This is a genomic window from Nocardia sp. NPDC051990, assembly GCF_040680755.1.
Classification (GTDB): Bacteria; Actinomycetota; Actinomycetes; order Mycobacteriales; family Mycobacteriaceae; genus Nocardia.
Genome location: NZ_JBFAXH010000019.1, coordinates 81,762 through 102,751, shown reverse-complemented (window position 1 = coordinate 102,751; position 20,990 = coordinate 81,762). Strand labels below are relative to the sequence as shown.

Sequence of the window (20,990 nt, the reverse complement as noted above, 5' to 3'; positions counted from 1 at the left end):
ACCAGGTCCACCTGATCGGCCGACCAACAGCGCAGAATGTGATCTGATGTGGACGCGAATCCTGTTGAGTGAGTGAGCGATCCCACGGGTCGCGTCACGGAATGTGTGCCAGATCCAGTCTTCAGGAGTTGGCGATAGTTTTCGAATCTGCCTGTGCCAGACGGCTTCTGAGCCTCGATCTCGGCTTTCAGTCGTTCGATCTGGGTGTGACCTTCGGGTCTGGTGTTTCACCACCTGTTGGAAGGCGATGGCGTCGTGGCGGCTGCCCGGCACCGGGATCGAGTCGACCGCAAGCAGCTTCCCGTCGCCGGGGGCGGCGACCTGAACAGGCCCAACGCCCACGGACGACCCAGACCCGACCGGGCCCGGAGGACTGTATGCACCCGCGCGGTGAGCTCGGTCAGTTGCTCACCGGTCGACCCTGTCATAGCCTCGTACCACAACGGCTTTCTCATACCCGCTCGATGAATTGGTCTTCTGAAGCGAGATGCGTTGATGCCGTTGCCATTTCAAGGCGACACGTGGCATGCCACTCAGGTCACGGCCGTCACAAGGACCGCGGCAGCCGATCAGCAAACCACCTCGAGGTCCTGGGTCTCATCCCCGACGGATCCGCGCGGTTGGCTACGTCGGCGACGGCGTGCCGCCGCCAGCCCTTTCTACCTGCTCGATTGCTCGGGCCAGCGTCGCTTTCGCGTAGCGCCGCCACAGCGGTACGGCCACTGCCCGGACCACCGGTCGAAGTCCTGGCCGCGGAAAGAACGAATACGTCCACCGGACAAGGCAATTCGATCCGTCCGGCGTGAAGGTCCACTCGCCGCGCACGTGATCGACGAGCAGCCGCAACGGCCCAGTAAAGTCCGCGATCTCGTAAGCGAAGCTGTGTGGCGGGGTGTACTCAACCAGCCGCTCGGTCGCGGTCGACCCGTCCGACAGCTGGGGTGAGCGGGTGCGGCCGACCGCATCCCACGGCCCCTCCTGGTCCAGGACGCCCTTCACAGCGGGCAGCGGACCCATACCAGTGAAGATGAGCGAGAGATCAATGGGCACGATCACTTCGAAAGCGGTGGCGGGAGCGGTCTGGCAGCGCGACTCCACGGTCACGGGCACGTAGTTCATGCACGCCATTCTGCCGATTCGTACCTGTTCGAGCGGGTCGGAGATGAGGGACTGGCACGGACATACCTTGCAGCAGCACACCAGCAATCCTGCTCGCTCGGACTTACGAATAGGACCCAAGGTCTCAGCGACGATTGTCGAAAAAATGACGAAAGGATTATCCGCTCACCTACTGTCGGAAAGATTGCATTGTTATTGTTGGCAACCGATATTGGAGCGAAACTGCAGCTCGACGGTCTCTGACGGAAGCAATGACAACATGACAGTAGAACGGATCACCGTCATTGGCATTGCATGCATTTTCGCGGTGGTATCACCCCGTCGCAGTATCGGTAATTACTGCAAAACGACCGCAAGGCGGTGTCTGAGATGACAGTTCAGTGGTGGGCGGAGTGCGGAGCCGCGATGCGCGGTCGTCCCGGCAGTGCGCACGTCGAATGCGCATCGTCCCGAGCGGGAACGATGAGTACGAAGGAGGCCTTGTCGACCCGCCGCTATGTCGCGGAGCTGGTCGTCGAAGAGGGCCTACTGAGCCGGGAGCAGATCGATTCGATCCGCGCACCGCACCGGTTGGCCGGCTTGCGGGCGCTGAGCCGGTAACCGCCCTGGTTCATCGAGACGCTGGAGTTGCCTTGCGAGACTTTGACAACGGCTACCGCAACCGCATGCCCGCCCGGACTCGGTCGGCCCGCATGCCGCTGCGGCGGTCGACATCGCGACCGTCGGCCGAGGAGGTGCTGCTGCGGTCGCGCGTCGAACGTGCTCAACTCGATCAGGCGCGGCTCTTCCAGGCCATGCTGGTCGAGGAGGCGCAGCAGTTGCACGAGGAGCTGCGTGCGCTGCACGAGGAGTTGCGCGAGGTCTACCGGCAGCTCGGCAACCTGCGACGGCGGTTCTCCAGCCTGCCCGCGGTGCCGCGTCCGGCCGGTTACCAGCCTGTCGTCCCACCACCGAGTCCGAGACCACGTCCCAACAGCGCCAGTGCCTGATCGAATCCGACCGCCATCGCGCCGTGGCTCCGTGAAATAACTTCTGCCGAAGGGGTTCTCATGATCCAGGGCACCGTAATCGCCACCGCACTGTTCGGTGAATCCGACGAGAACGTCGCCGCGCCATCGATCGGAAACGGACCGACCCGGGCCAGGCAATTCCGGGCCATCGGCGAGCACCTCGGGAGCACGCTGGTACCGCTGTCGCCGGCACCGCGGACGGATCCGGCCGCCGCGGTACTAGTGGAACCCGAGGTTCCACCCGGCAAGCGGTTTTGCTGGAAATGTCGCGAGCCGGTCGGCCGCGCCGATAACGCCGACCCGACCGGGAACTGTTCGTGTGGAGCGCCTTTCAACTTCCGTCCACCGCTCGAACCCGGAACCGTCGTCGCCGGTCAATACGAGGTGTCCGGGTGCCTCGCCTACGGCGGCATGGGGTGGATATTCCTGGCCCGCGACCAGTACGTCAGCAATCGATGGGTGGTACTGAAAGGACTGCAGAATCCGGACGACCTCGAGGCCCACATCGTGGCTTTGGCGGAACGGCAATTTCTGTCCGAGTTGGCGCATCCGGCCATCGTCGAGATCCATAACTTCGTGAAACACCGGTCGTCCGACGGTATTTCGAGCGGGTACCTGGTCATGGAATACATCGGTGGCCGATCGCTGCGGGCGATGCTGGACAGTCTGGAGCCGGAGCGGATGACGGCCGCCGAAGCGATGGCCTACGTCATGGAGGTGCTGCCGGCGTTGGACTACCTGCATTCCCTCGGCCTGGCATACAACGATCTGAAGCCGGACAACATCATGGTCGGCGACGGCGAGGTACGGCTGATCGATCTGGGAGCGGTCGCCGCGCAGGGATCGGGCGGCAGTCTGTACGGGACCCTCGGGTATCAGGCTCCCGAATTCACCAACACCGGACCGACCGTGGCCACCGATATCTATTCCATCGGCCGCACGCTCGCCGCACTGGCTTTGCGTCTGCCCGCCGTCTCGAGCGGAGCCGGGCTGCCTGGCCTGCCCTCTCCCGACGAAGCACCGGTGCTGCGGCAGTATCCGTCCTTCCATCGATGCCTGCTCCGTGCGACCGATCTCGATCCGGCGCGGCGATTTCCGTCGATCTATGCGATGTACTGCCAGTTCGCCGGAGTGCTTCGTGGCATCCTCGCTGCGGACACCGGCACCAGCCACCCCCAGGTTTCGACCGTATTCGGTACGCCCAGAGCCGATTTCGGAACCGATGTGCTGCTCCGCCCGACGGACGTCCTCGCCGACGGCCGGTACCGCCCACCGGTCCTCGACGTGGCCGATGTCGTTGCGGCACTGCCTGTTCCGCTGATCGACACTCCATGAACTCGGTGGAGATCTTCGTCTTGAACAGCAGGCCGTTGGACTGGATCTCCCGAAGCCGAGCCAGAGCTCCGAAAAGCCCTGCGGCAGTCCCTGATGGAGAAGCAGATCGCTCATTCGGAAGTCTTGGGCGGGGATCACCTCAATGACCGGCGCGGAGGATCTGTGTGAATCCCTGAAAGGACAGCAAGCTGGCGGCGCTGGCACGTGGACCGCTGCTCGGTATTCCGGGCGTACCGGCGGCGCTGCCCGGGCCTGCCGATTCCGACAAATCCGAATGGACCCTGTGCGACGATGTGAGCTCCGGTCTGCAGACGATCGTGCTCGCCGGTGCGCCGCAGCTGGGCCCGGCGATCAGCCAATTGCTATCAGGCGAAGGGCTTTTGGCGTCCGACGGTGACACCACCTACCTCATCTACGACGGCAAGCACGCCCGCGTCGACATGAACAGCAGCGCGATCACCTCGGCACTCAAGGTGCGCGGGCTGCGGCCGCGACCGATCGGCGCCGGGCTGCTCAACGCCACAGCCGGGGTACCCGACCTGACACTTCCAGCCATCCCGGACGCCGGTGCCCCCGGTCCCGTGCAATTGCGGAATCTTGCTGTCGGCACGGTGATTCAGGTCGACAGCATCACGACCGCCACACTGTACGTGGTTCTCGCCAATGGCCTGCAACCCTTGTCTCCGTTCGCAGCGGAGGTGCTGCGCAGTGCGAATTCGATGGGTCAAGCCGCGATCACCGTGGTCGCACCCGACGCGATCAGTGAGCTATCGGTTGTCAAAACCCTTCCGGTGGACCAGTTTCCGGCCGAACGCCCGCGCATCGTTTCCGCCGACGAACAACCCGTCGCGTGCAGCTACTGGTCCCGCGACCGGGGCGACACCGCCGGGCGGCTCCAACTGCTCGTCGGCAAACAAGCCCCGCTGGCCACGACCATGCGCGCGGTGACCCTGGTCGGCGACGGGCAGGGCGAATCCGCCCGCGCCGCCTACATTCCGCCGTCGACCGGAGAATTCGTGCAGATCACCGGCATCGAGCCGGACAGCACCCGCCGCGAAGTGCTGTTCTTCATCACCGACACCGGCGTGCGATTCGGCATACCCGACACTGCGACCGCCCAGACGCTCGGGCTGTCCGAGCCGAAACTCGCGCCCTGGCAGATCATCGCGCAACTGCCGGCCGGTCCGATGCTGGACCGCCAGTCCGCCCTCGTCGCGCATGACGTGGTGCCCACCGGTACCTACTGACGCGGCCGATGCCCCAATCCCCGAGTACGACAAGAAGGACCGGATGAGATTCCACGTCGCCGCCCTGCCGCACACGCTGACCACAAAACACTTCTCGTCCTGTGCCTACACCCAGAAGGTTCGCAAGTTCTGCGACATGATGATGAGCCTCGGACACGAGGTGTATCTGTATGCGGGGGAGGAGAACGAAGCAGCCTGCACCGAACTGATCACTGTCCACACCGCGGCGGACCGGCGGGACTGGTTCGGCGAGAAATCTCTCGCCGACGGCTTCGACTGGTTTTCCTGGAAGGCCCAGGAACGGCACTGGCTGATCGTCAACGCCCGCACTATCGCCGAGATTTCCAAACGAAGTCAGCCTCACGACTTCCTGTGTGTGATCGCCGGATCCGGCCAGAAGTCCCTCGCCGACTCCTTCCCCGATATGCAGACCGTCGAATACGGCGTCGGCTACAGCGGCGTCTTCGCGCCACACCGGGTGTTCGAAAGCTACGCCTGGATGCACGCCGTGCACGGCGCGCGAACCACCGTGCCGCAGATCATGTCCGACCGGGGCAACTTCTACGACGCGGTGATCCCGAACTATTTCGAGGTCGATGACTTTCCGTTCTCCGCGGAGAAGCACGACTACTTCCTGTTCATCGGTCGCCTCATCGAGGCCAAGGGCTTGCAGATCGCCGTCGATACCTGCAAGAACCTGGATGCGAAGCTGATCGTCGCCGGTGCCGGCCGGGCCCCGGACTACGGCGAACACGTCGGGGTCGTGGACGTGGCACAACGCGGAGAATTGATGAGCCGGGCCCGCGCGGTCTTCGCCCCCTCGGTGTATCTCGAGCCCTTCGGCGGCGTGCACGTCGAGGCCATGCTATGCGGCACGCCCGTGATCACCACCGATTGGGGTGCGTTCAGCGAGACCGTCCAGCAAGGTGTGCAGGGCTTCCGGTGCCGCACCATGCGCGAATTCGTCGATGCCGCCGAGGCGGTCGGCAAACTGGACAATCAAGCGATCCGTGACTACGCGGTGTCCAAGTTCTCCACCGAGGTGATCGCCGCACAGTACGACTCCTACTTCCGCCGGCTGGAAACCCTGTGGGGTGACGGCTTTTACACCCTATAGCCGGCGCTGTGCACTTCAATGTCACGCTCTCCGATCCGGACCGTCTCGCACCGTGGTACGACGACGTGACGCTCGCCGTCGCCGACGGTTTGCGGGATCTCGGCCACACCACACACAACCGGGGCGGCTTCGATCCCGCACAAGCTGGCGCTGACCTCCGTCGGCTACGACCCACGCGGGGCACAACCAGGGCTGCACGAGGGGCTGGCGCAACTGCAACCGCAAGTCTTCGAAGGCACCCCGTTCCTGGCCGAGTACAACCGGCTTTCCCCGCGACCCGAGGACTTCCCGAAGGTGGTGGAACGCGTCAAGGATCTCGATGCCCACACACCGGTCTACTCTCCGGAGCAGATCAGATCCATCCAGTCTCCAATGCTGATCATCGCCGCCGACAACGACATAATCCGCCCCGAGCACACAATCGAGATGTACCGACTGCTGGGTGGCGGCGTCGAGGGCACCAAGGGCATGCCCACCTCACGCTTGGCAGTGATTCCCGCTACCTCACACCTCACCGTGTTCGACCAGACACCGCTGTTGCTCCCGATCGTCCTCGATTTCCTTGGCGCAGCCGAATGAGGGCTTCGGCCGGGCGACGCCGGATGAGCACCGCGTCGCACGCTATTCGTCCCGCGGCCGGTGTAGCGCGCATCCCGGTCTGATCAACTCGTGCTCGGCTAGGACGCCAGCGCTATGGTGATCCCGGTCGCCCGGCATTCTTCCAGCGTCAGGCAGGCCGTCCTGAACTCTTCACACGAAGGCGACCACGTAGAACACCCACCCGGTGATAGCTGTCAAGACCATGTCCGTCGCGGCGACTCGCGCCCATGGCTTGTGCCAACTACTGTGCGCACCCGGCTTCGGCGAAGAGCCGAACGATCGGACCGCCCGCACAATCACGACCGGCCACAACAACAATGAGCTGATCGCGCAAGCCAGATGGATGCCGAGCGCGATCCATACCGCCGTGGGCACCGTGCCGCCGACGACACCGGCGGCGCGGTCCTGCCATCCGTTGAGTCGAATATCCAGTTCGAAGATCACGACCACTGCCAGCAAGGAGATCCCCAGCGGCACCTGCACGAACTTGTGCAGCCGGTACCGACTCCGGTACTTCACCTGCCAGACACTCCAAGCAAGTGCCACGACAACAACGACCATGATCAGAATCAACACGTCGATCATCAGTGAAGCCCTGGTCCCGAGGAACCCATCGATTCCCGCAAACTCGTCCAATGGTTCCCTCCGAAGCCGGCAGTGAAACAAGATCACCTGATGAACCACAATCCTCGGTGACGGCCAGGAACAGCACATCGGACCTTTGAGCAACCTCATGTGCCGGAAAGTAGGCTTCCGCGTACAACTTTCGATTGATATCACCGCCTAGCTGCTGACCGACGCGGCCGAATAGATTGCGGTTCTTCCGCTTCCAGGCAATGCAAGGTATGGAATTGGGCGCTGGCATATTTCGTACGTCTCGTCTGCGGGAGGCCGACCGTGCGCAGCAGGTCCTCGGCGATCTGGCCTCGGTGTCATCGCGTTCGAGGTGGTCGTGTAGGAGCGGTTGTTCGTGTGGTGCAGTCGCTCGCCCGGTTTCGACTGGGCGACAACAATATTGGTGAGGTCAATGCTCGACGGTTCCGGGACTATCGGGTGTTCGCTGTAAAGTCCAGAGTGCGTACCCGAGAAGGCTCGGTCAGGGGGTGTTTCCGATGGATGACTCGACTCAGCGGGTGATGGCGGCGCGAGAGATGGTGATGCGGCTGGTGCCGTCGCCGTGGAACCGGACTGCGTTTCTGGACGCGCTGGGGCAGTGGCGCGGCCGGTCGATCGAGCTCATGCCGGTTGATTCGACGCTGCTGCCAGGAACATTGGATTCGGGGCGGGGGACACCGTGCGGGCTGTGGCTGGACTGCACAGATGTCGACGTGATTGCCTTCGTCGCGGGCACGACGGACTTTCATATCGACCAGATCATCGCGCATGAGGTCGGCCACATGGTGCTTGATCACGATGCCGGGGTAGCTGGTTTGGCTGGTGTTCAGCGGCTCCTTCCGAATCTCGATCCGGCGCTGATCCGCCGTGTGCTCGGTCGTAGCGAGTTCCTCGACGAGCAGGAGGACGAGGCAGAACAGTTCGGTGATCTGTTGCTATCCGGGGTCTCGCGCTGGCGGGCGTCGCGGCCGATGCGGTCTTTCTGGGGTGGTGACGGGTGACCTCTTCGGCACCGCCGTCGATTGCATGGTTGATCATCGGCTTCGGCGCGGCGGCGGGCGTTCTGCGATTGGTGCTGTTGCACGATCGTTCGCGGCCGAGCGAGCGCCAGGTGACCTATGCCCTGATTTCCGCGGTTGTCGCCGCGTTGCTGCGCGAACGCGCGGTGCAGAACGTGCTCGCTGACGCTGGACTTCTCAGCGTCAGGTTCACGCGCCAGCTCGGCACGACGTTCATCGTGCTCACGTTTGCGCCGCTGATCGTGCTGGCGGGCTCGTGGTCGGAGCGATGGTCGGAGCAGACGTCGGCACGCTATCGGCGGATGAGCCTGACGGTGTGGTGCGCTGCGGTGGTGTCGATGGTGCTGATGCTGCTGCTCGGGTCGCACGCTCGTGCTCTCGGGCAGTACATCGACCGCACCGAGGGGTGGCAGACGGTCGCGTACTTTGCGTTTTTCTCGATCTGGTGCGCAGCAACCGGTGTTCTGATCGTGTCGGCTAGCATGCGGGAGCTGCGGGCAGGCCAGCTACGGCCCTGCCACCGGCTCACCTACGCCCTGATCGTGCTTGTCGGCGGGTGGGCGTTGGAGGAAGCGGTGTCGATCTTCGTCAGCGCCGTGTGCGCTGCGACCGGCACAGGACATGCGTTGGTGGACTTTCGTTTCCGCGCGAATGAGAACAACTTCGTGTACATGGTCGGGTTGGGGTCGCTGGCTGCGGGGGCCCGGGTCGCCACCGAGATCGCGCGACGGCTCGGCGTCGACTCCGCATCGCGGACCGTGCGCCAGATGACGCCGATGTGGCGCGATCTGGTGACGGTGTGCGTCGAGATTCCGCGCCTGTCGCATTCCGACGCGGGCGTGAATCCGCGGCGGCGTATGCACCGCATGACGGTGGAAATTCGCGACACGCTGCTCGTGCTCGGCCGTTTCGCCGCGCCTCTGCCTGCCGATGTGCCCGCGGCGGCCGCCGAGGCGGTGCAGATCGCGCGCGCCCTGCATCGCAAGGCCGGTGGTGCCGAACCAGGATCGTATGTGCGGTTGCACGCCTCCGCGCCTGGTCGCGACATCATTGATGAAGCCCGTACCCTGCGCCGTATCGCGCGGCATTGGACGTCGGCACAGACCTACCTCGACAGCCCCCAACTGGATGGAGCGAGATGACCACAACCAACTCCTCGACCGAGAGGCGGATTCGGGCCGGTGACCGAGAGTTACCGCACCCTCCGTTCCGCCTGCCGATCTTGGGTGATGTGTGGGATCTGCACGTCACCGACAGCAGTCAGTGGGGGATGCGTGGTGCGCAGCAGTATGGCGGGATCTACGAGCGCAACATCTTCGGCGCCCGCGTGACATATGTCTCCGACCCGGACTTGTTGACCGAGATCAACGACGACAAGCTGTGGGCGAAGTTCCTCGGGGTTCCGATCGGCACGTTGCGGTTGGTGGCTGGAGATGGGCTGTTCACCGCGCACAATAGCGAGCCGAACTGGCGTAAGGCTCACGAGATCCTGGCGCCGAGTTTCACGGCTGCGTCGATGCGTGGCTACCACACGACCATGCAGGCGTGCGCGAATGAGCTGGTCGAGTACTGGGCCGGGCGCGCCGGGCGGTGGGTCGACGTGCCGAGCGACACGAACAAGGTGGCGCTGGAGGTGATCGGCCGGGCTGGCTTCGGATACGAGTTCGGTTCGTTCACCCGCACCGACGAGCATCCGTTGGTGGCCGCGATGCTGCGCATCCTCACCTATGTCAACCGGTCCGCCTACTCACATCCACTCGTGGAACGCACTGTGTTCCGGCAGCAGCGGGCTCAGCATCTTGCGGACCTGCGGTTCGTCAACGCCGAGGTCGATGCGGTCATCGCGCGGCGCCAGCGCGACGGCGCGGGCGGGCACGGTGATCTGCTCGACCGAATGCTCACAGTCGCGGACCCGGAAACCGGTGAGTGCTTGGACGCGAAGAACATTCGTCGCCAGATCCTGACGTTCCTCGCGGCCGGACATGAAACGTCGGCGGGTGTGCTGGCGTTCGCACTGCACTACCTGTCACACTCGCCGGAGATCGCCGAGCAGGCGCGCCGCGAGATTGCCGAGGTCTGGACCGGGGACGAGCTGACCTACGAGCAAGTCGGCAAGTTGCGGCTGGTCCGGCGCATCGTCGACGAGTCGCTGCGGCTGTGGCCGACTGCGCCGGGCTATTTCCGGAAAGCCAAGAACGACACCATGCTCGCCGGTCGCTACCCATTCGAAAAGGGTGAATGGGTGTTCGTGGTGCTGCTGCAACTGCATCGACATCCGTCGTGGGGCGGTGATCCCGAGGCGTTCGACCCGGATCGGTTCCTTCCGGAGCGGGTCAAATCCCGGCACCCTGAGCTCTACCGGCCGTTCGGGGTCGGGATGCGGGGGTGTATCGGCCGTCAGTTCGCCTACCACGAGCTGCAGTTGGTACTCGCGACGATTCTGCGGAATTTCGATCTGACACCGGACCCGGGTTATCAGCTGCGCGTGAAGGAAACGATCACTCTGAAGCCGGATGGGTTGCGGCTCGAGCTTTCCCGGCGTGACTAGGACCGGTTGCGCTGCCGTTTGTCGAGGCTGCGGATACCGTCGCAGCTTCTGCTGCCTCGCGTCATCGAATGTGGCCGTGGTAAGGGTATGGGGGTGGTGTGGTTGTTGTCGTCGGAGCCGGCTCAGGTTCAGGTGGCGGCTGCAACGCAGGCGGCGCCCCCGGACGGTCGAACGAGCGGACGGGGTAGTGCTGTAGCTGGTGGAAACCGTCGCCTCGACATAGCGCGAACCGGTGTCCCGGATAGGCAGCCTGGCTGTTGAGGACGGCGCGGCCCCGAAAGGCCGGGCCGGCATCCGCGCAGGTGCCATTGTTGTCCCCGCACAGTCCGCCGGAGAAATGGCTGGGCGCTTGTGGGAGTTCGACGGTCGGCGTACTCACCGGAGCATCGAAAGCGATCACCGTCGCGGCCGCAAGGGATCCGAGCACGACGGTAGTAGTCCGGAAAATCTTCGGCGGATGCACTGACCGACTGCGGTGACCGCCGCCGTGTTCGTGTGATCCGGCCCTGCGGGTGAGGTGGTGGGCAGTCGGCTCGTGCCGATGTATCGGTTCATGCTGGTGTGCGGGCTCCTGCGGCCAGGAGTCACGGTCGCGAGATGTCATCATTGTGTGCTCCGCAGCGAATCGGGGACACACAGCCCAGCACCGGCAGTGCCGATCGCTCCGGTGCTGTCCGCCGTTGCCGGTGGGGTGTGGTCGGAGTAATCATGAGCAGTTCCTGATGCGTGGACCGATACGACCTGCGCGTATCGGCATCTTCACTGTCTCCCGGCACGATGGCAGGAAAACAGGGCAATTCGGCTTCTCTGGGCAGGGCCGGAGGTCTATCCAAGTCCAGGCCTGACTCGCGCGACAGCGTCATAGCTGACATCCAAGGCAGCGGCAATAGACGGTTGTTCAGTTCGTGTCGGGTGTGTGCTTGAGACAGGCGAACCGATTGCGGTCGGGCTGACCGGGTATGTTGGGCGCATGAGCGGCGTCTCCCGGCGATCGCTGGGGCGAGCGGCGGCCACGACGGTAGTCGCGGGGGCAATGGCCGCGTGTGGCGGGTCTTCCTCGTCGAGCGGGCCCGCCGTCGGGCCGGATGTCGGAATGGTGCTGTCGCACGAGCAATTTCCGACGTCTGTGCTGGTCGATCAGGCACAGCGGGCAGAGGCGGCAGGCTTTCGATACGTGTGGGCCAGTGATCATCTGCAGCCGTGGCAGGATAACCAGGGCCATGCGATGTCGCCGTGGCTGACGCTGGCGTTGGTGGGCGAGCGCACCACGCGACTGTCCTTCGGAACCGGCGTCACCTGCCCGATATATCGGCACCACCCCACCGATGTCGCGCAGGCGTTCGCCTCGTTGGCGGTGCTGGCGCCCGGGCGGGTGTTTCTCGGGGTGGGTACCGGGGAGCGGCTCAACGAACAGGCCGGGACAGGAGAATTCGGTGCCTATCGCGAGCGGCACGACCGCCTGGTGGAAGCCATTGAATTGATGCGACAGCTGTGGGCCGGTGGACGGATCTCCTTCCGCGGCAAATACTTTCGGACCGAACAGCTGAAGCTCTACGACCTGCCCGCGACGCCGCCACCGATCTATGTCGCGGCGAGCGGTCCGCGCAGTGCGCGCCTGGCCGGACAGTACGGTGACGGCTGGATCAGCCAGCCTGCCGGGGTGACCGACCCGACGCTGTCGGCCGCCTTCGCCGCGGGTGCCCAGGCGTCGGGCCGCGACCCGGCGCGATTGGGCAAGCGGGTCGAATTGTTTGCGGTGGTCGGCGACCGCGACGAGGTGGACCGGGCCGCACAGCTGTGGCGGTTCGGGCCGTCCGCATCAGCCATCGACCAACCCGATCCGGTCGCGATCGAGCGAGCCGCCGCGGCAACGCCGCTCGAGCAGGTCACCTCCGCGTGGGCGACTGGTACCGATCCGGCGCCGCACGTGGCGGCGGCACAGCGTGTTCTGGATTCCGGCGCGATGCCGTTTCTGCACTTCCCGCAGCACGATCCGGTTGCCGCGATCGACTTCTATCGCGATCACGTACTACCCGCACTGCACTGATTTCACTGTCCACCGCAGCCGGGCGATAGGCTCCGCGCCCGGCCCCCCGGAAAGGTCTGTCGCCGTGAGGTACACGGCTCGAACTCATATGGCTGGTCAGTGCAGTATTCCGGCGGACTTCGCTGCGCGCAGCCAGCCGGGAAATTCATCAAGAAGCCGGTTGTATAGATCGGCGTCCGTCAGGATGTCGATGTCGTCGACGGCAAAGAAGCCGGCGTTGTCGACGCGGCGCCCGGCCATTGTGTCCAGATTGTGCAGCAGCCCGTAGTCGGCGTGGCCAAGGCCGATGAACTGCCAGAACGCGGGAAGTGCGGAGGCTTCACGCATCAGTGCAGTGATCTTGGCTCGCTCTCGGAAGCCGCCGTCGGTGAAGAACAACACCAGGGTTGGTTCGGTGTGCCGAGTCAGGGAGGCGATGATCTCGCGCATGATGGGGAGCTCGTTGTTGGAGCCGCCGATCTCTGCGTAGTCGATGCCGCCATGGCGGCCACGGATGTGTAGGTACTCGGCGGCCCATTCCTCAGCTCGGTCCACGGTGATGTCGGGCAGTTTGGCGTAGTCGGCGGCGTAGAGGTAGGGCTCGAGGCGGCCGTCGTCATCGAGCTGGACGGCGACAGGGATCATGCGTTCGACGACGCGCTGGACGGTTCCGCTGTTGTAGAGGCGTCGCATGCTGCCCGTTTTGTCGATGACGAGGACAACCCGGGCGCGAATGCTGCCAACGCCCTTGCTGAGTAGTACTTTGGCTACTTGTCGTTTCCGAAGGTCGAGTTTCTCGCGCTTCTCCAGCGACAGCTTCTGTTCCCCATGGGCGGTGCGTATGTCGGCTGCGGTGGCAGGTTGTTGTGTTGTGTGCGTGGGCCAGCTCGGAGGGGACGCCGCCGAGGAGTCGTCGTGCACGACGACTCCGTGATCGGTCACCAATTCTGCGAGGCCGCCCGCGTACCCTTGACCGACAGCTCGGACCTTCCAGCTGCCCGAACGGCGGTACATCTCGACGGCGACAACGATGGTCTCGCTGCCGAGGCCCTCCATCCGGTATTCGTAGATCCTGTTTCCGGCGGTGTCGATTACTGCTGCGATGGGGGCGCGGAGCTGACCGAATGTCGTGTTCGGTGCGTCGAGAGTGACCACCGCACGGATCTCGGTGATATCGGCCGGCACCGCGGTCAGCGAGACCGCCAGCACGCATGGCCGTCCGTCGGAGCCGGGTTGCAGTCGGACTCCGGGCCCGGACGGTTGGTTGAAGAACACGAAGTCTGCATCCGAGCGGACCGTCCCCTTGTCCGTGACCAGCAACGCGGCCAGATCTACCGCTGCGGCGACTTCGACCGAGATCGACAGGTCGGTGAGGGGGAGGGGGCCATTCTGGCCTTTGGTCAGTTGTGCCGTCGCCATGGGTGTCCTTTGCCTGAAAAGTGTGTCGCTCGAGGGACAATCGTCGTAACCACGCGATCTGTTGCCGGTCCGAGTAGCGCGTGTCAGGTTGTGGCCCGGCGTAGCCAGGGCCACAAGGGTTTTGCCGACGTCGGGGTGTGGTGCGGTGTGCCGGTTTGTGGAGCCTGTGGGGTGGCCGGGTCGTGAGGGTTTCGGTGCGTTGGCCGGACACGGGGTTTTCGGCGGAGGTGGCGAAACCCGCGCTGGACGCGGGCGGGGTGAGCCGGTGGGCCACAAACCCGGCGTCTACGCGACCCGTTCATCTTCACCGTCAACATCTTGGCAGGAACTGGCTGGTCACAGGGTTGATGCGACAGGCACTTCGATCACCCGCGACCGCTCGGTAATGCTGATGTGCGAGGGCGTGACACGGCTGTTAGCGCCGGGAAAGTCGACATCAATTTGTGCGGTACCGATGAATCTGGGGGAGCGCTACCGTCTGCACTCCGGAACGATGAATTGCCGCCGCATTCCCTCGACGGGACGATGCGCGAGCTACATCATCGTGTACCCGGCAGTACCCGAACTGGAGGTTTCCTCGTGTCGAATGTCATTTCCCGTGATGCCCTTTGGGTGATGGCTCATGCCGAACGTGCAGTCCTGGCCGACGATCTCGCTCAATTGGACGACACGCAGTGGAGCCAGCAATCGCTGTGCGGGCATTGGGTGGTAGAGGAAGTCGTCGCGCACCTCACTGCCACAGCAAGCATCGGTCGGATTCGCTGGCTGTCCAGTGTCCTCGGCGCCCGCTTCGACTTCGACAAACACAACAACCGGCAAATGGCCGAGCACCGCGGTGCGACCCCCGTCGAAACCCTCGAACGGTTCCGGGCGATTATCACCAGCACTACCGCGGCATCGGGGCACACGGCAGCCTGGCTCGGCGAGGTGGTCGTCCACGCCCAGGACATCCGACGCCCTCTCGGGCTGCCCCGCACACCATCAATCGAAGCCGCCACCAGCGTCGCCGGTTTCTACGCAAGCCGTGACTTCGCCGTGCCCAGCCGCAGTGCTATCGAGGGCCTGCGCTTAGAGGCGACCGACGGACCCTTTGCTGTTGGAACCGGCCCCCTGGCCAGTGGAACAACGATCGCGCTGACCATGGCGATGGCCGGCCGGCCTGCCTACTGCGATGACCTCGCGGGGCCTGGCGTGCCTACGCTGCGCAGTCGCATAGCCGCTCGAGCCGGCAGCGGGAATATGTGATACCGCTGCCCACCGCAGCACCGCACCCGTGACTGATCGCCACGCCGCGCATACTGCCCGCCCAAGAGCTGCCGGTGAGTTCGTCGTCGGCTGTGCTGAATCCGCCGGACAGCGCGAGGGCTGGCTGCGGCTGCGGATCGTTCGACGCGCATTCGACCGTCTGAACAACCGAGGCGACGGTGAATTACCACGCCTACCCGGCAAGGCTATCTGTCTGATGCCGAACCGATTTGACGCCCCGCGGATCACTTTCATAAATTGACACCCTCGTCATTTCGTGGATAGCCTCACGTCTGTGCAGTGACTCTGAGCGTCGGCGTGATCAGCCGTCACAACCATATTCCTGTGCAGCCGTTCACTGTTCGTGTCCGCGCGTATCCACGCGGCGCCGGCAACCGGAGGTGCGTCATGGGCGTCGAGGTCGAGCCTGCGAGTGTGGCCAAGCCGCCGGGCTCACCATGGATTCGGCAGGATGCTTCGTTGCCTCTGCCCGCTGGGGACGTCAGCGGGCTACTCGTCCGCAGCGACCGCGTCCGCGAGATCATGCCCGCCCTGCCCGAGTAACCGACCGCGCGAGATGGACGGATCGAACGAGGTGCCCGCGTCGGTCTGCTGTGGCTGGGATGAGCCCGACACCGTCATCCTCGTCCGCACTGTCGGCCCGGTGTGGGTTCCGCTGATGTTTCTGGCCCTGGTACCCGTCGTCGGCGCAACGATCGGCCGTGCCGTGAGGCCGGAGAGTGACGGTCCCTCTGCGTGAACAACATCGGCCCCGGCACCCGGGACATGGACGCGACACCGTCCGCGCATGGATCACGCGGCCGGATCTACCGTGACCGACGGCATTGACCGTGTCGGACCGCATCAGCTGTATCCACCTGCGCCACAAGTACATACGACACCTGCATCGGAGCTGCCGAACCAAGTCCCACGCCCAATGAATCCGCATTTCGTCCGCGCATCCGAAACCAGAAGGGACCCTCGATGACATCCGTGACACCAACTGAGCGAAGTTGGGGCCAGCTTTCCGAGCCGATCCACACCAACGCCGCAGGCGTGGGCGACCCGGTCTGGAAGGACAATGCCTACTTCTCGTTCTGGGACCCTGCCGCACAGGTATTCGGCACATTGCACGTGTCGACCTCACCGAACGCGCCGAGTGCCCGCCGCGCCCGCTTCAGCATCTCCGTGGCAGGTCGGGTCACCGAGGTGATCGAACCGCTGGGGGAGGGCACATTCAGCAGCGGCAGCCTGCATTTCGGTCTCGACGGCCGGGTCCGGGTCGATCACCCGAGCGTTCAGGCCGAACTCGTCAACGCTCCGCTATTCGTCGCCGCCGACTACGGCACGAACAATGTCATTCCGCCGCTGGTGCCCGGCCAGCCGCTCCAGCACTTCCAGCAGGCATGCACCGTCGTAGGCAGCGTGACGGTCGACGGGACGACGGTCGCCACCACAGGTCACGGTATGCGCGACCGCACTTGGGGCTTCCGTGACGAATCGTCGCAGTGGGTCGAGTTCGCCGCGCTGTTCATGGTCGACGAGTCGACCTTCATCTCCGCGATGAAGTTCCGCGGCGCCGATGACGCGCTGACCGCCGATGGTTTCGTCATCGACAGCACGCGTTCGACACAGATCACCGGCATCACCTTCGCGCGCGATGCGGCTGCCCAATTCCGCTGGGCCCGACTCGAACTCGCCGACAACAGCACCCATGTGGTGTCGATTCGCTCCCGCCTCGGCGGCTTCTGGGTACCAGCGGGCCCTGCCGAGACCGATGGACCGGCTTTGGGGGTCTATGACGACTTCATGATGCTGGACAGCGAAGGGCGTTGCGGCGAAGGAATTTTCGAGCAGGCCATTTTGCACCGGGTCGCTTAGCCGCTGTTGCCGAGAGAAAGCAGACACACCATGCCACACGTCCTGCGCATCCTTCAGGCCGCGCGACTCAAGGGGCGCCCGAGCGAGGCCGATCTGGCCACCGCGGTTGGCCTTGCCGAGGCTGAAATCGCCGCTGTGTTGGAGCCACTCGTCAGTGGGGGCGAGCTCGCTCAGGTGGGAGTACGCGTCAAACTCACCGCTGCGGGTCGGGCCCGGCTCGACACCTTGCTGGCAGCCGAGCGCGCCACCATCGACCAGGAGCTGTTGCGCCAGCGTTACCTCGATTTCGACGAGTTCAATACGGAATTCAAGCAGCTGGTCACCGATTGGCAGCTCATCGAAGGAGTGCGCCCGAACGACCATACTGACGCCGAGTACGACGCCCGCATCGTGGCGCGGCTGGCGGATCTGCACGTGCGATTCGCACCGCTGGTCGGGGAATTCGTACGACTCGCGCCACGGCTCACGGCATACCCGAACCGGTTCGCCTCGGCGGTGGCGAAGGTCCAGTCCGGTGAACCGACCTGGTTCGCACGGCCGCTCATCGACAGCTACCACACGGTCTGGTTCGAACTACACGAGGAACTGATCGGCCTCGCCGGCCTGTCCCGCGTGCAGGAAGCGGCTGCGGGGAGGGCGGAATGACCTCGACAGCAGACGACCTTTCGTCGATTCTGGTCCTCGACGCCGTCACCACCGCGGATCGGGATCTGCTCGGCGGCAAGGCATGGAGTATCCAGCGGATGATGGCGCTCGGGATCCCTGTCCCCCCTGCTTTCGTCATCACCACCGATGTCTGCCGTCGCATGCACAGCACCGGCGAGACACTGCCCGCCGACGTCTGGCGTGATGTGCCCGCAGCCGTGGCGGAACTGGAAGCGCTCACCGCCCGCCGGTTCGGAGCCGCCCCGCGCCCACTGTTGGTCTCGGTGCGCTCGGGCGCCGCGACCAGCATGCCGGGGATGATGGACACGGTTCTCAATCTGGGCATGACCGACGAGGTCGAGCAGGCACTGGCCGAACAGGCAGGCGACACCGCCGCATTCGCTGCCGACACCCGTCGGCGATTTCGCGAACAGTTCGAGAAAGTTGTCGGTTGCCCCCCGCCGTCGGATCCATGGGAGCAGTTGCGCCTCGCGGCGGTCGCAGTACTCGATTCATGGAACTCGCCGCGCGCGATCAGCTATCGCGAGAGCCGCGGGCTGCCGCACGACGGCGGCACCGCGGTTACCGTGCAGGCCATGGTCTTCGGCAATCTCGACGACCGCTCGGGCACCGGTGTGCTGTTCACACGTGACCCACTCACCGGCGGCGCCGAAGCCTACGGTGAGTGGTTGCCACGCGGCCAGGGCGAGGACGTGGTGTCCGGACGCGCCGATGCCCTTGCCCTAGCCGACCTGGCTGCCACGATGCCAGGGGTGCATGCCGATCTGCTTGCCGCGGCTGCTCGGCTGGAGACAGACAGCCGTGACGTGCAGGATATCGAGTTCACTGTGGAAAGCGGCACCTTGTGGCTGCTGCAGGCGCGAGTCGCCAAACGATCTCCTGAGGCCGCGATCCGCCATGCGGTAATGCTTCGGCAGGAAGGTCTGATCACCGCCGCCGAGGCGCTCGACCGGGTACAGCCCGAGCATGTTCGGACCTTGCTCACCGCTCATCTCGACCAGGCCGACGTGGACCCGACCGCAGCGGTGGCGACCGGAAAACCGGCCTGCCCAGGCATTGCCACCGGAATCGTCGTCACCGACGCCGACGATGCCGAGGAACGCGCCGACCGGGGCGAAGCGGTGATCCTCGCCCGGCCGACCACCGATCCCGATGATGTGGCGGCGATGTCCGTCGCCGTCGCGGTGATCACCGAACTCGGGGGCTCGACCTCGCACGCGGCGGTGGTCTGTCGGGAAATGGCCATCCCGTGTGTAGTCGGTTGCGGAGCAGGGACACTCATGGCGCTGGCCGGGCAGACAGTCACCGTCGACGCGTCGACCGGCACGGTGTATCCGGGCGAGATAACCGTTGTGCCCGCCACCACGGTCGACGATCCCGATCTTGCGCTGCTCGCCCAATGGGCACGCGCGGAATCCCCCCATGGCGCACCGGGTTCGCTGCCCGAGCTGCTCCAACGACGCAAGATGGAGAGAATCCGATGAGCAGCCGCGAAACCGTCGAGGAAACGCTCGACAACACAGTGATCGATCCGGCGGTCACCTGGACGACCGGCAATGTCGCGGAGGCATTCCCCGGCGTCTTCACCACACTCGGCTTCACCTTCATCAACGCGCCAGTGGAGTTGGCGACTCGCACGACGTTCCTGAATTTGGGTGTCCTCAAACGGAAGCAGGTCTATCTCCCCGACCAACCGGAGGACATGTTCTGGACGTTGTTCGCCGGGCGGGCCGCGGCGAATATCGACAAGTTCCGCGAGATCGCGAATATCACGCCCGGCACGTCGGCGACCGCGGTCGAACAGCAGCTGTTCGGCTACGTCCGGCCGGAGACCGTCGACGCTAACAGCGCACGGCGGTATCCGGTCATTGCCGTCAAGGCGCCGGGAGCCGTACTCCGCTTGCCCAAGCAGCACGACGCCGAATTCGCCGAGTTGCGTCGATGGCGGCTGGCGCACCTCGACGGCATCGACGCACTCGACCATGCGGGGTGCGTCGAGCTGCTGGCCGACGCACAGCGGCGCTTCCAGCGCATGTTGACCATGCACATGCTCGTCGCGTTCGTCAGCTCCGGGCTGGCGGATCGGGTGACCGACATGTTGACCGGGCTCGACCTGTCCGATCTCGGGCCCGCACTATTGTCCGGGGTCGGGACGGACGAAAGCGATGTCGCGCACGACCTGTGGGCACTGGCCCATGACGACATCAGCCTGCGCGAGTTCACCGATCGGCACGGTTACCACGGCACCAATGAGGGTCAGTTGTCCGGCCTGACCTGGCGTGAGGACCCGACCCCGGTGCTCAAGCGGCTCGTCGACTACCGCGCTATCGCCGCCGACAGCCCACGGGCGCCGCGCAATCGGAGCAAGGAACAAGTCGAGACGCGGCAACGCGCCCTGGCCGAGCTCCAGTCGGCCCTGCCCCGACGCAAGCGCCGCGCCGCCGCCTGGAATGTGCGCATGGCCAGTCGCTGGATCGCCCTTCGCGAGCAGGGCAAGGCCGGCTACCTGCTCACCTTCGATATCGCGAGGGCCGTCATACGCAGACAAGGCGTCCTGCTGGTCGATGCGGGCGTGATCGACCGTGTCGACGATGTCTTCCACCTGTCGTACGACGAAGTGCGCGGCGGCGTCACGGGTGATCGGCGCGCCCTGGTCGCCGAACGACAGGCTCGATATGACGAGCGGTGCACCTATCGGTTGCCGCAAGCATGGGCGGGCGTGCCGGCACTGACCACAGTGAGCGAGCCCGAAGCGCCCGCACTGGACGTCTCCGGTGTCATCACCGGCGTGGCCGCCAGCGGTGGTGTGGTGGAAGGCCGCGCCCGGGTGGTCCGCGATCCATCGACCACCGAGCTCGACGACGGCGACATCCTCGTCTGTGAGACGACCGACCCGAGCTGGGTGTCGTTGTTCCTCGTCGCGGCCGGGGTCGTCACCGATTACGGTGGCCTGCTCAGCCATGGGCCGATCGTGGCACGTGAACTCGGAATCCCCTGTGTCTGCGGAACCGAGAACGGTAGCTACCGGATCCGCGACGGTCAGCACATCCGCTTGGACGGTGATGCGGGCACTATCACTGTGCTCGGGTGACCCGTACGGCGCGGTAGAAATCGATTCGATCAGGCATCGTGTCTGCCCCGTT

General features: G+C 64.8%; 19 protein-coding genes. 15 read left to right on the top strand and 4 right to left on the bottom strand.

Annotated elements, in window-relative coordinates; genetic code table 11:
• Positions 1 to 624: 624 nt before the first annotated feature.
• On the bottom strand, positions 625 to 1,119 hold the full coding sequence (locus AB0L63_RS27290; protein WP_364506136.1) for an SRPBCC family protein: 495 nt from the start codon (positions 1,117 to 1,119) through the stop codon (positions 625 to 627).
• Between the two features lie 462 nt (positions 1,120 to 1,581).
• On the opposite strand from AB0L63_RS27290, the gene AB0L63_RS27285 reads away from it, so the two are divergent.
• From AB0L63_RS27285 to AB0L63_RS27260, 6 genes are all read left to right on the top strand, one after another.
• Complete coding sequence (locus AB0L63_RS27285) at positions 1,582 to 1,719, top strand: hypothetical protein (RefSeq protein ID WP_364506133.1); 138 nt, start codon at positions 1,582 to 1,584, stop codon at positions 1,717 to 1,719.
• Positions 1,720 to 1,751: 32 nt separating this feature from the next.
• Entirely contained in the window at positions 1,752 to 2,108 is a 357-nt protein-coding gene (locus tag AB0L63_RS27280; RefSeq protein ID WP_364506131.1) for a hypothetical protein, read from the top strand.
• Positions 2,109 to 2,168: 60 nt separating this feature from the next.
• On the top strand, positions 2,169 to 3,464 hold the full coding sequence (locus AB0L63_RS27275) for a serine/threonine protein kinase (RefSeq protein ID WP_364506128.1): 1,296 nt from the start codon (positions 2,169 to 2,171) through the stop codon (positions 3,462 to 3,464).
• A gap of 188 nt (positions 3,465 to 3,652) precedes the next feature.
• Positions 3,653 to 4,711 (top strand): type VII secretion protein EccB, encoded by a 1,059-nt coding sequence (eccB, locus tag AB0L63_RS27270; RefSeq protein WP_364506235.1) that lies wholly within the window; start codon positions 3,653 to 3,655, stop codon positions 4,709 to 4,711.
• A 43-nt stretch (positions 4,712 to 4,754) separates the two neighbouring features.
• Entirely contained in the window at positions 4,755 to 5,828 is a 1,074-nt protein-coding gene (locus AB0L63_RS27265) for a glycosyltransferase (RefSeq protein ID WP_364506124.1), read from the top strand.
• Between the two features lie 294 nt (positions 5,829 to 6,122).
• Positions 6,123 to 6,407 (top strand): alpha/beta hydrolase, encoded by a 285-nt coding sequence (locus tag AB0L63_RS27260; RefSeq protein WP_364506121.1) that lies wholly within the window; start codon positions 6,123 to 6,125, stop codon positions 6,405 to 6,407.
• A gap of 171 nt (positions 6,408 to 6,578) precedes the next feature.
• Here AB0L63_RS27260 and AB0L63_RS27255 read toward each other — a convergent pair whose 3' ends face one another.
• Positions 6,579 to 7,013: a DUF420 domain-containing protein gene (locus AB0L63_RS27255; protein ID WP_364506117.1), complete on the bottom strand. Its 435-nt coding sequence runs from the start codon at positions 7,011 to 7,013 to the stop codon at positions 6,579 to 6,581.
• Positions 7,014 to 7,585: 572 nt separating this feature from the next.
• Between AB0L63_RS27255 and AB0L63_RS27250 the strand changes: the two genes are divergently transcribed.
• From AB0L63_RS27250 to AB0L63_RS27235, 4 genes are all read left to right on the top strand, one after another.
• A complete protein-coding gene (locus AB0L63_RS27250; RefSeq protein ID WP_364506114.1) occupies positions 7,586 to 8,044 on the top strand; it encodes a hypothetical protein in 459 nt (152 codons plus the stop codon).
• A 29-nt stretch (positions 8,045 to 8,073) separates the two neighbouring features.
• Positions 8,074 to 9,204, top strand: a complete 1,131-nt coding sequence (locus AB0L63_RS27245; protein ID WP_364506111.1) for an MAB_1171c family putative transporter — start codon at positions 8,074 to 8,076, stop codon at positions 9,202 to 9,204.
• A complete protein-coding gene (locus AB0L63_RS27240; RefSeq protein ID WP_364506108.1) occupies positions 9,201 to 10,610 on the top strand; it encodes a cytochrome P450 in 1,410 nt (469 codons plus the stop codon). Before AB0L63_RS27245 ends, AB0L63_RS27240 begins: the two co-directional genes overlap by 4 nt.
• Positions 10,611 to 11,580: 970 nt before the next feature.
• Positions 11,581 to 12,657: a F420-dependent hydroxymycolic acid dehydrogenase gene (locus tag AB0L63_RS27235; protein WP_364506105.1), complete on the top strand. Its 1,077-nt coding sequence runs from the start codon at positions 11,581 to 11,583 to the stop codon at positions 12,655 to 12,657.
• A 96-nt stretch (positions 12,658 to 12,753) separates the two neighbouring features.
• Here the strand turns inward: AB0L63_RS27235 and AB0L63_RS27230 are convergent, their stop codons facing one another.
• Positions 12,754 to 14,055, bottom strand: a complete 1,302-nt coding sequence (locus tag AB0L63_RS27230) for a VWA domain-containing protein (protein WP_364506102.1) — start codon at positions 14,053 to 14,055, stop codon at positions 12,754 to 12,756.
• A 393-nt stretch (positions 14,056 to 14,448) separates the two neighbouring features.
• On the opposite strand from AB0L63_RS27230, the gene AB0L63_RS27225 reads away from it, so the two are divergent.
• Positions 14,449 to 15,300 carry a maleylpyruvate isomerase family mycothiol-dependent enzyme gene (locus tag AB0L63_RS27225; RefSeq protein ID WP_364506100.1) on the top strand — a complete coding sequence of 284 codons (852 nt, stop codon included), beginning with the start codon at positions 14,449 to 14,451 and terminating at the stop codon, positions 15,298 to 15,300.
• A gap of 510 nt (positions 15,301 to 15,810) precedes the next feature.
• On the opposite strand, the gene AB0L63_RS27220 is transcribed toward AB0L63_RS27225, so the two are convergent.
• Complete coding sequence (locus AB0L63_RS27220; RefSeq protein WP_364506097.1) at positions 15,811 to 15,936, bottom strand: hypothetical protein; 126 nt, start codon at positions 15,934 to 15,936, stop codon at positions 15,811 to 15,813.
• Positions 15,937 to 16,284: 348 nt separating this feature from the next.
• On the opposite strand from AB0L63_RS27220, the gene AB0L63_RS27215 reads away from it, so the two are divergent.
• The 4 genes from AB0L63_RS27215 to AB0L63_RS27200 are packed head-to-tail and all read left to right on the top strand — an operon-like array spanning position 16,285 to position 20,938.
• Positions 16,285 to 17,181: a hypothetical protein gene (locus AB0L63_RS27215; protein WP_364506094.1), complete on the top strand. Its 897-nt coding sequence runs from the start codon at positions 16,285 to 16,287 to the stop codon at positions 17,179 to 17,181.
• A gap of 30 nt (positions 17,182 to 17,211) precedes the next feature.
• Complete coding sequence (locus AB0L63_RS27210) at positions 17,212 to 17,826, top strand: hypothetical protein (protein WP_364506091.1); 615 nt, start codon at positions 17,212 to 17,214, stop codon at positions 17,824 to 17,826.
• On the top strand, positions 17,823 to 19,331 hold the full coding sequence (locus tag AB0L63_RS27205) for a pyruvate, phosphate dikinase (protein WP_364506088.1): 1,509 nt from the start codon (positions 17,823 to 17,825) through the stop codon (positions 19,329 to 19,331). Before AB0L63_RS27210 ends, AB0L63_RS27205 begins: the two co-directional genes overlap by 4 nt.
• Positions 19,328 to 20,938, top strand: coding sequence for a PEP-utilizing enzyme (locus AB0L63_RS27200; protein WP_364506085.1), 1,611 nt, complete (start codon positions 19,328 to 19,330; stop codon positions 20,936 to 20,938). The genes AB0L63_RS27205 and AB0L63_RS27200 overlap by 4 nt, the downstream gene beginning before the upstream one ends.
• The last annotated feature ends 52 nt before the right edge of the window (positions 20,939 to 20,990 follow it).

Coding starts and splice junctions, on each gene's coding strand:
- AB0L63_RS27290 (WP_364506136.1), bottom strand. CDS start 1,119: ATGAACTACGTGCCCGTGACCGTGGAGTCGCGCTGCCAGACCGCTCCC.
- AB0L63_RS27285 (WP_364506133.1), top strand. CDS start 1,582: ATGAGTACGAAGGAGGCCTTGTCGACCCGCCGCTATGTCGCGGAGCTG.
- AB0L63_RS27275 (WP_364506128.1), top strand. CDS start 2,169: ATGATCCAGGGCACCGTAATCGCCACCGCACTGTTCGGTGAATCCGAC.
- AB0L63_RS27265 (WP_364506124.1), top strand. CDS start 4,755: ATGAGATTCCACGTCGCCGCCCTGCCGCACACGCTGACCACAAAACAC.
- AB0L63_RS27255 (WP_364506117.1), bottom strand. CDS start 7,013: ATGATCGACGTGTTGATTCTGATCATGGTCGTTGTTGTCGTGGCACTT.
- AB0L63_RS27250 (WP_364506114.1), top strand. CDS start 7,586: ATGCGGCTGGTGCCGTCGCCGTGGAACCGGACTGCGTTTCTGGACGCG.
- AB0L63_RS27240 (WP_364506108.1), top strand. CDS start 9,201: ATGACCACAACCAACTCCTCGACCGAGAGGCGGATTCGGGCCGGTGAC.
- AB0L63_RS27235 (WP_364506105.1), top strand. CDS start 11,581: ATGAGCGGCGTCTCCCGGCGATCGCTGGGGCGAGCGGCGGCCACGACG.
- AB0L63_RS27230 (WP_364506102.1), bottom strand. CDS start 14,055: ATGGCGACGGCACAACTGACCAAAGGCCAGAATGGCCCCCTCCCCCTC.
- AB0L63_RS27215 (WP_364506094.1), top strand. CDS start 16,285: ATGACATCCGTGACACCAACTGAGCGAAGTTGGGGCCAGCTTTCCGAG.
- AB0L63_RS27210 (WP_364506091.1), top strand. CDS start 17,212: ATGCCACACGTCCTGCGCATCCTTCAGGCCGCGCGACTCAAGGGGCGC.
- AB0L63_RS27205 (WP_364506088.1), top strand. CDS start 17,823: ATGACCTCGACAGCAGACGACCTTTCGTCGATTCTGGTCCTCGACGCC.
- AB0L63_RS27200 (WP_364506085.1), top strand. CDS start 19,328: ATGAGCAGCCGCGAAACCGTCGAGGAAACGCTCGACAACACAGTGATC.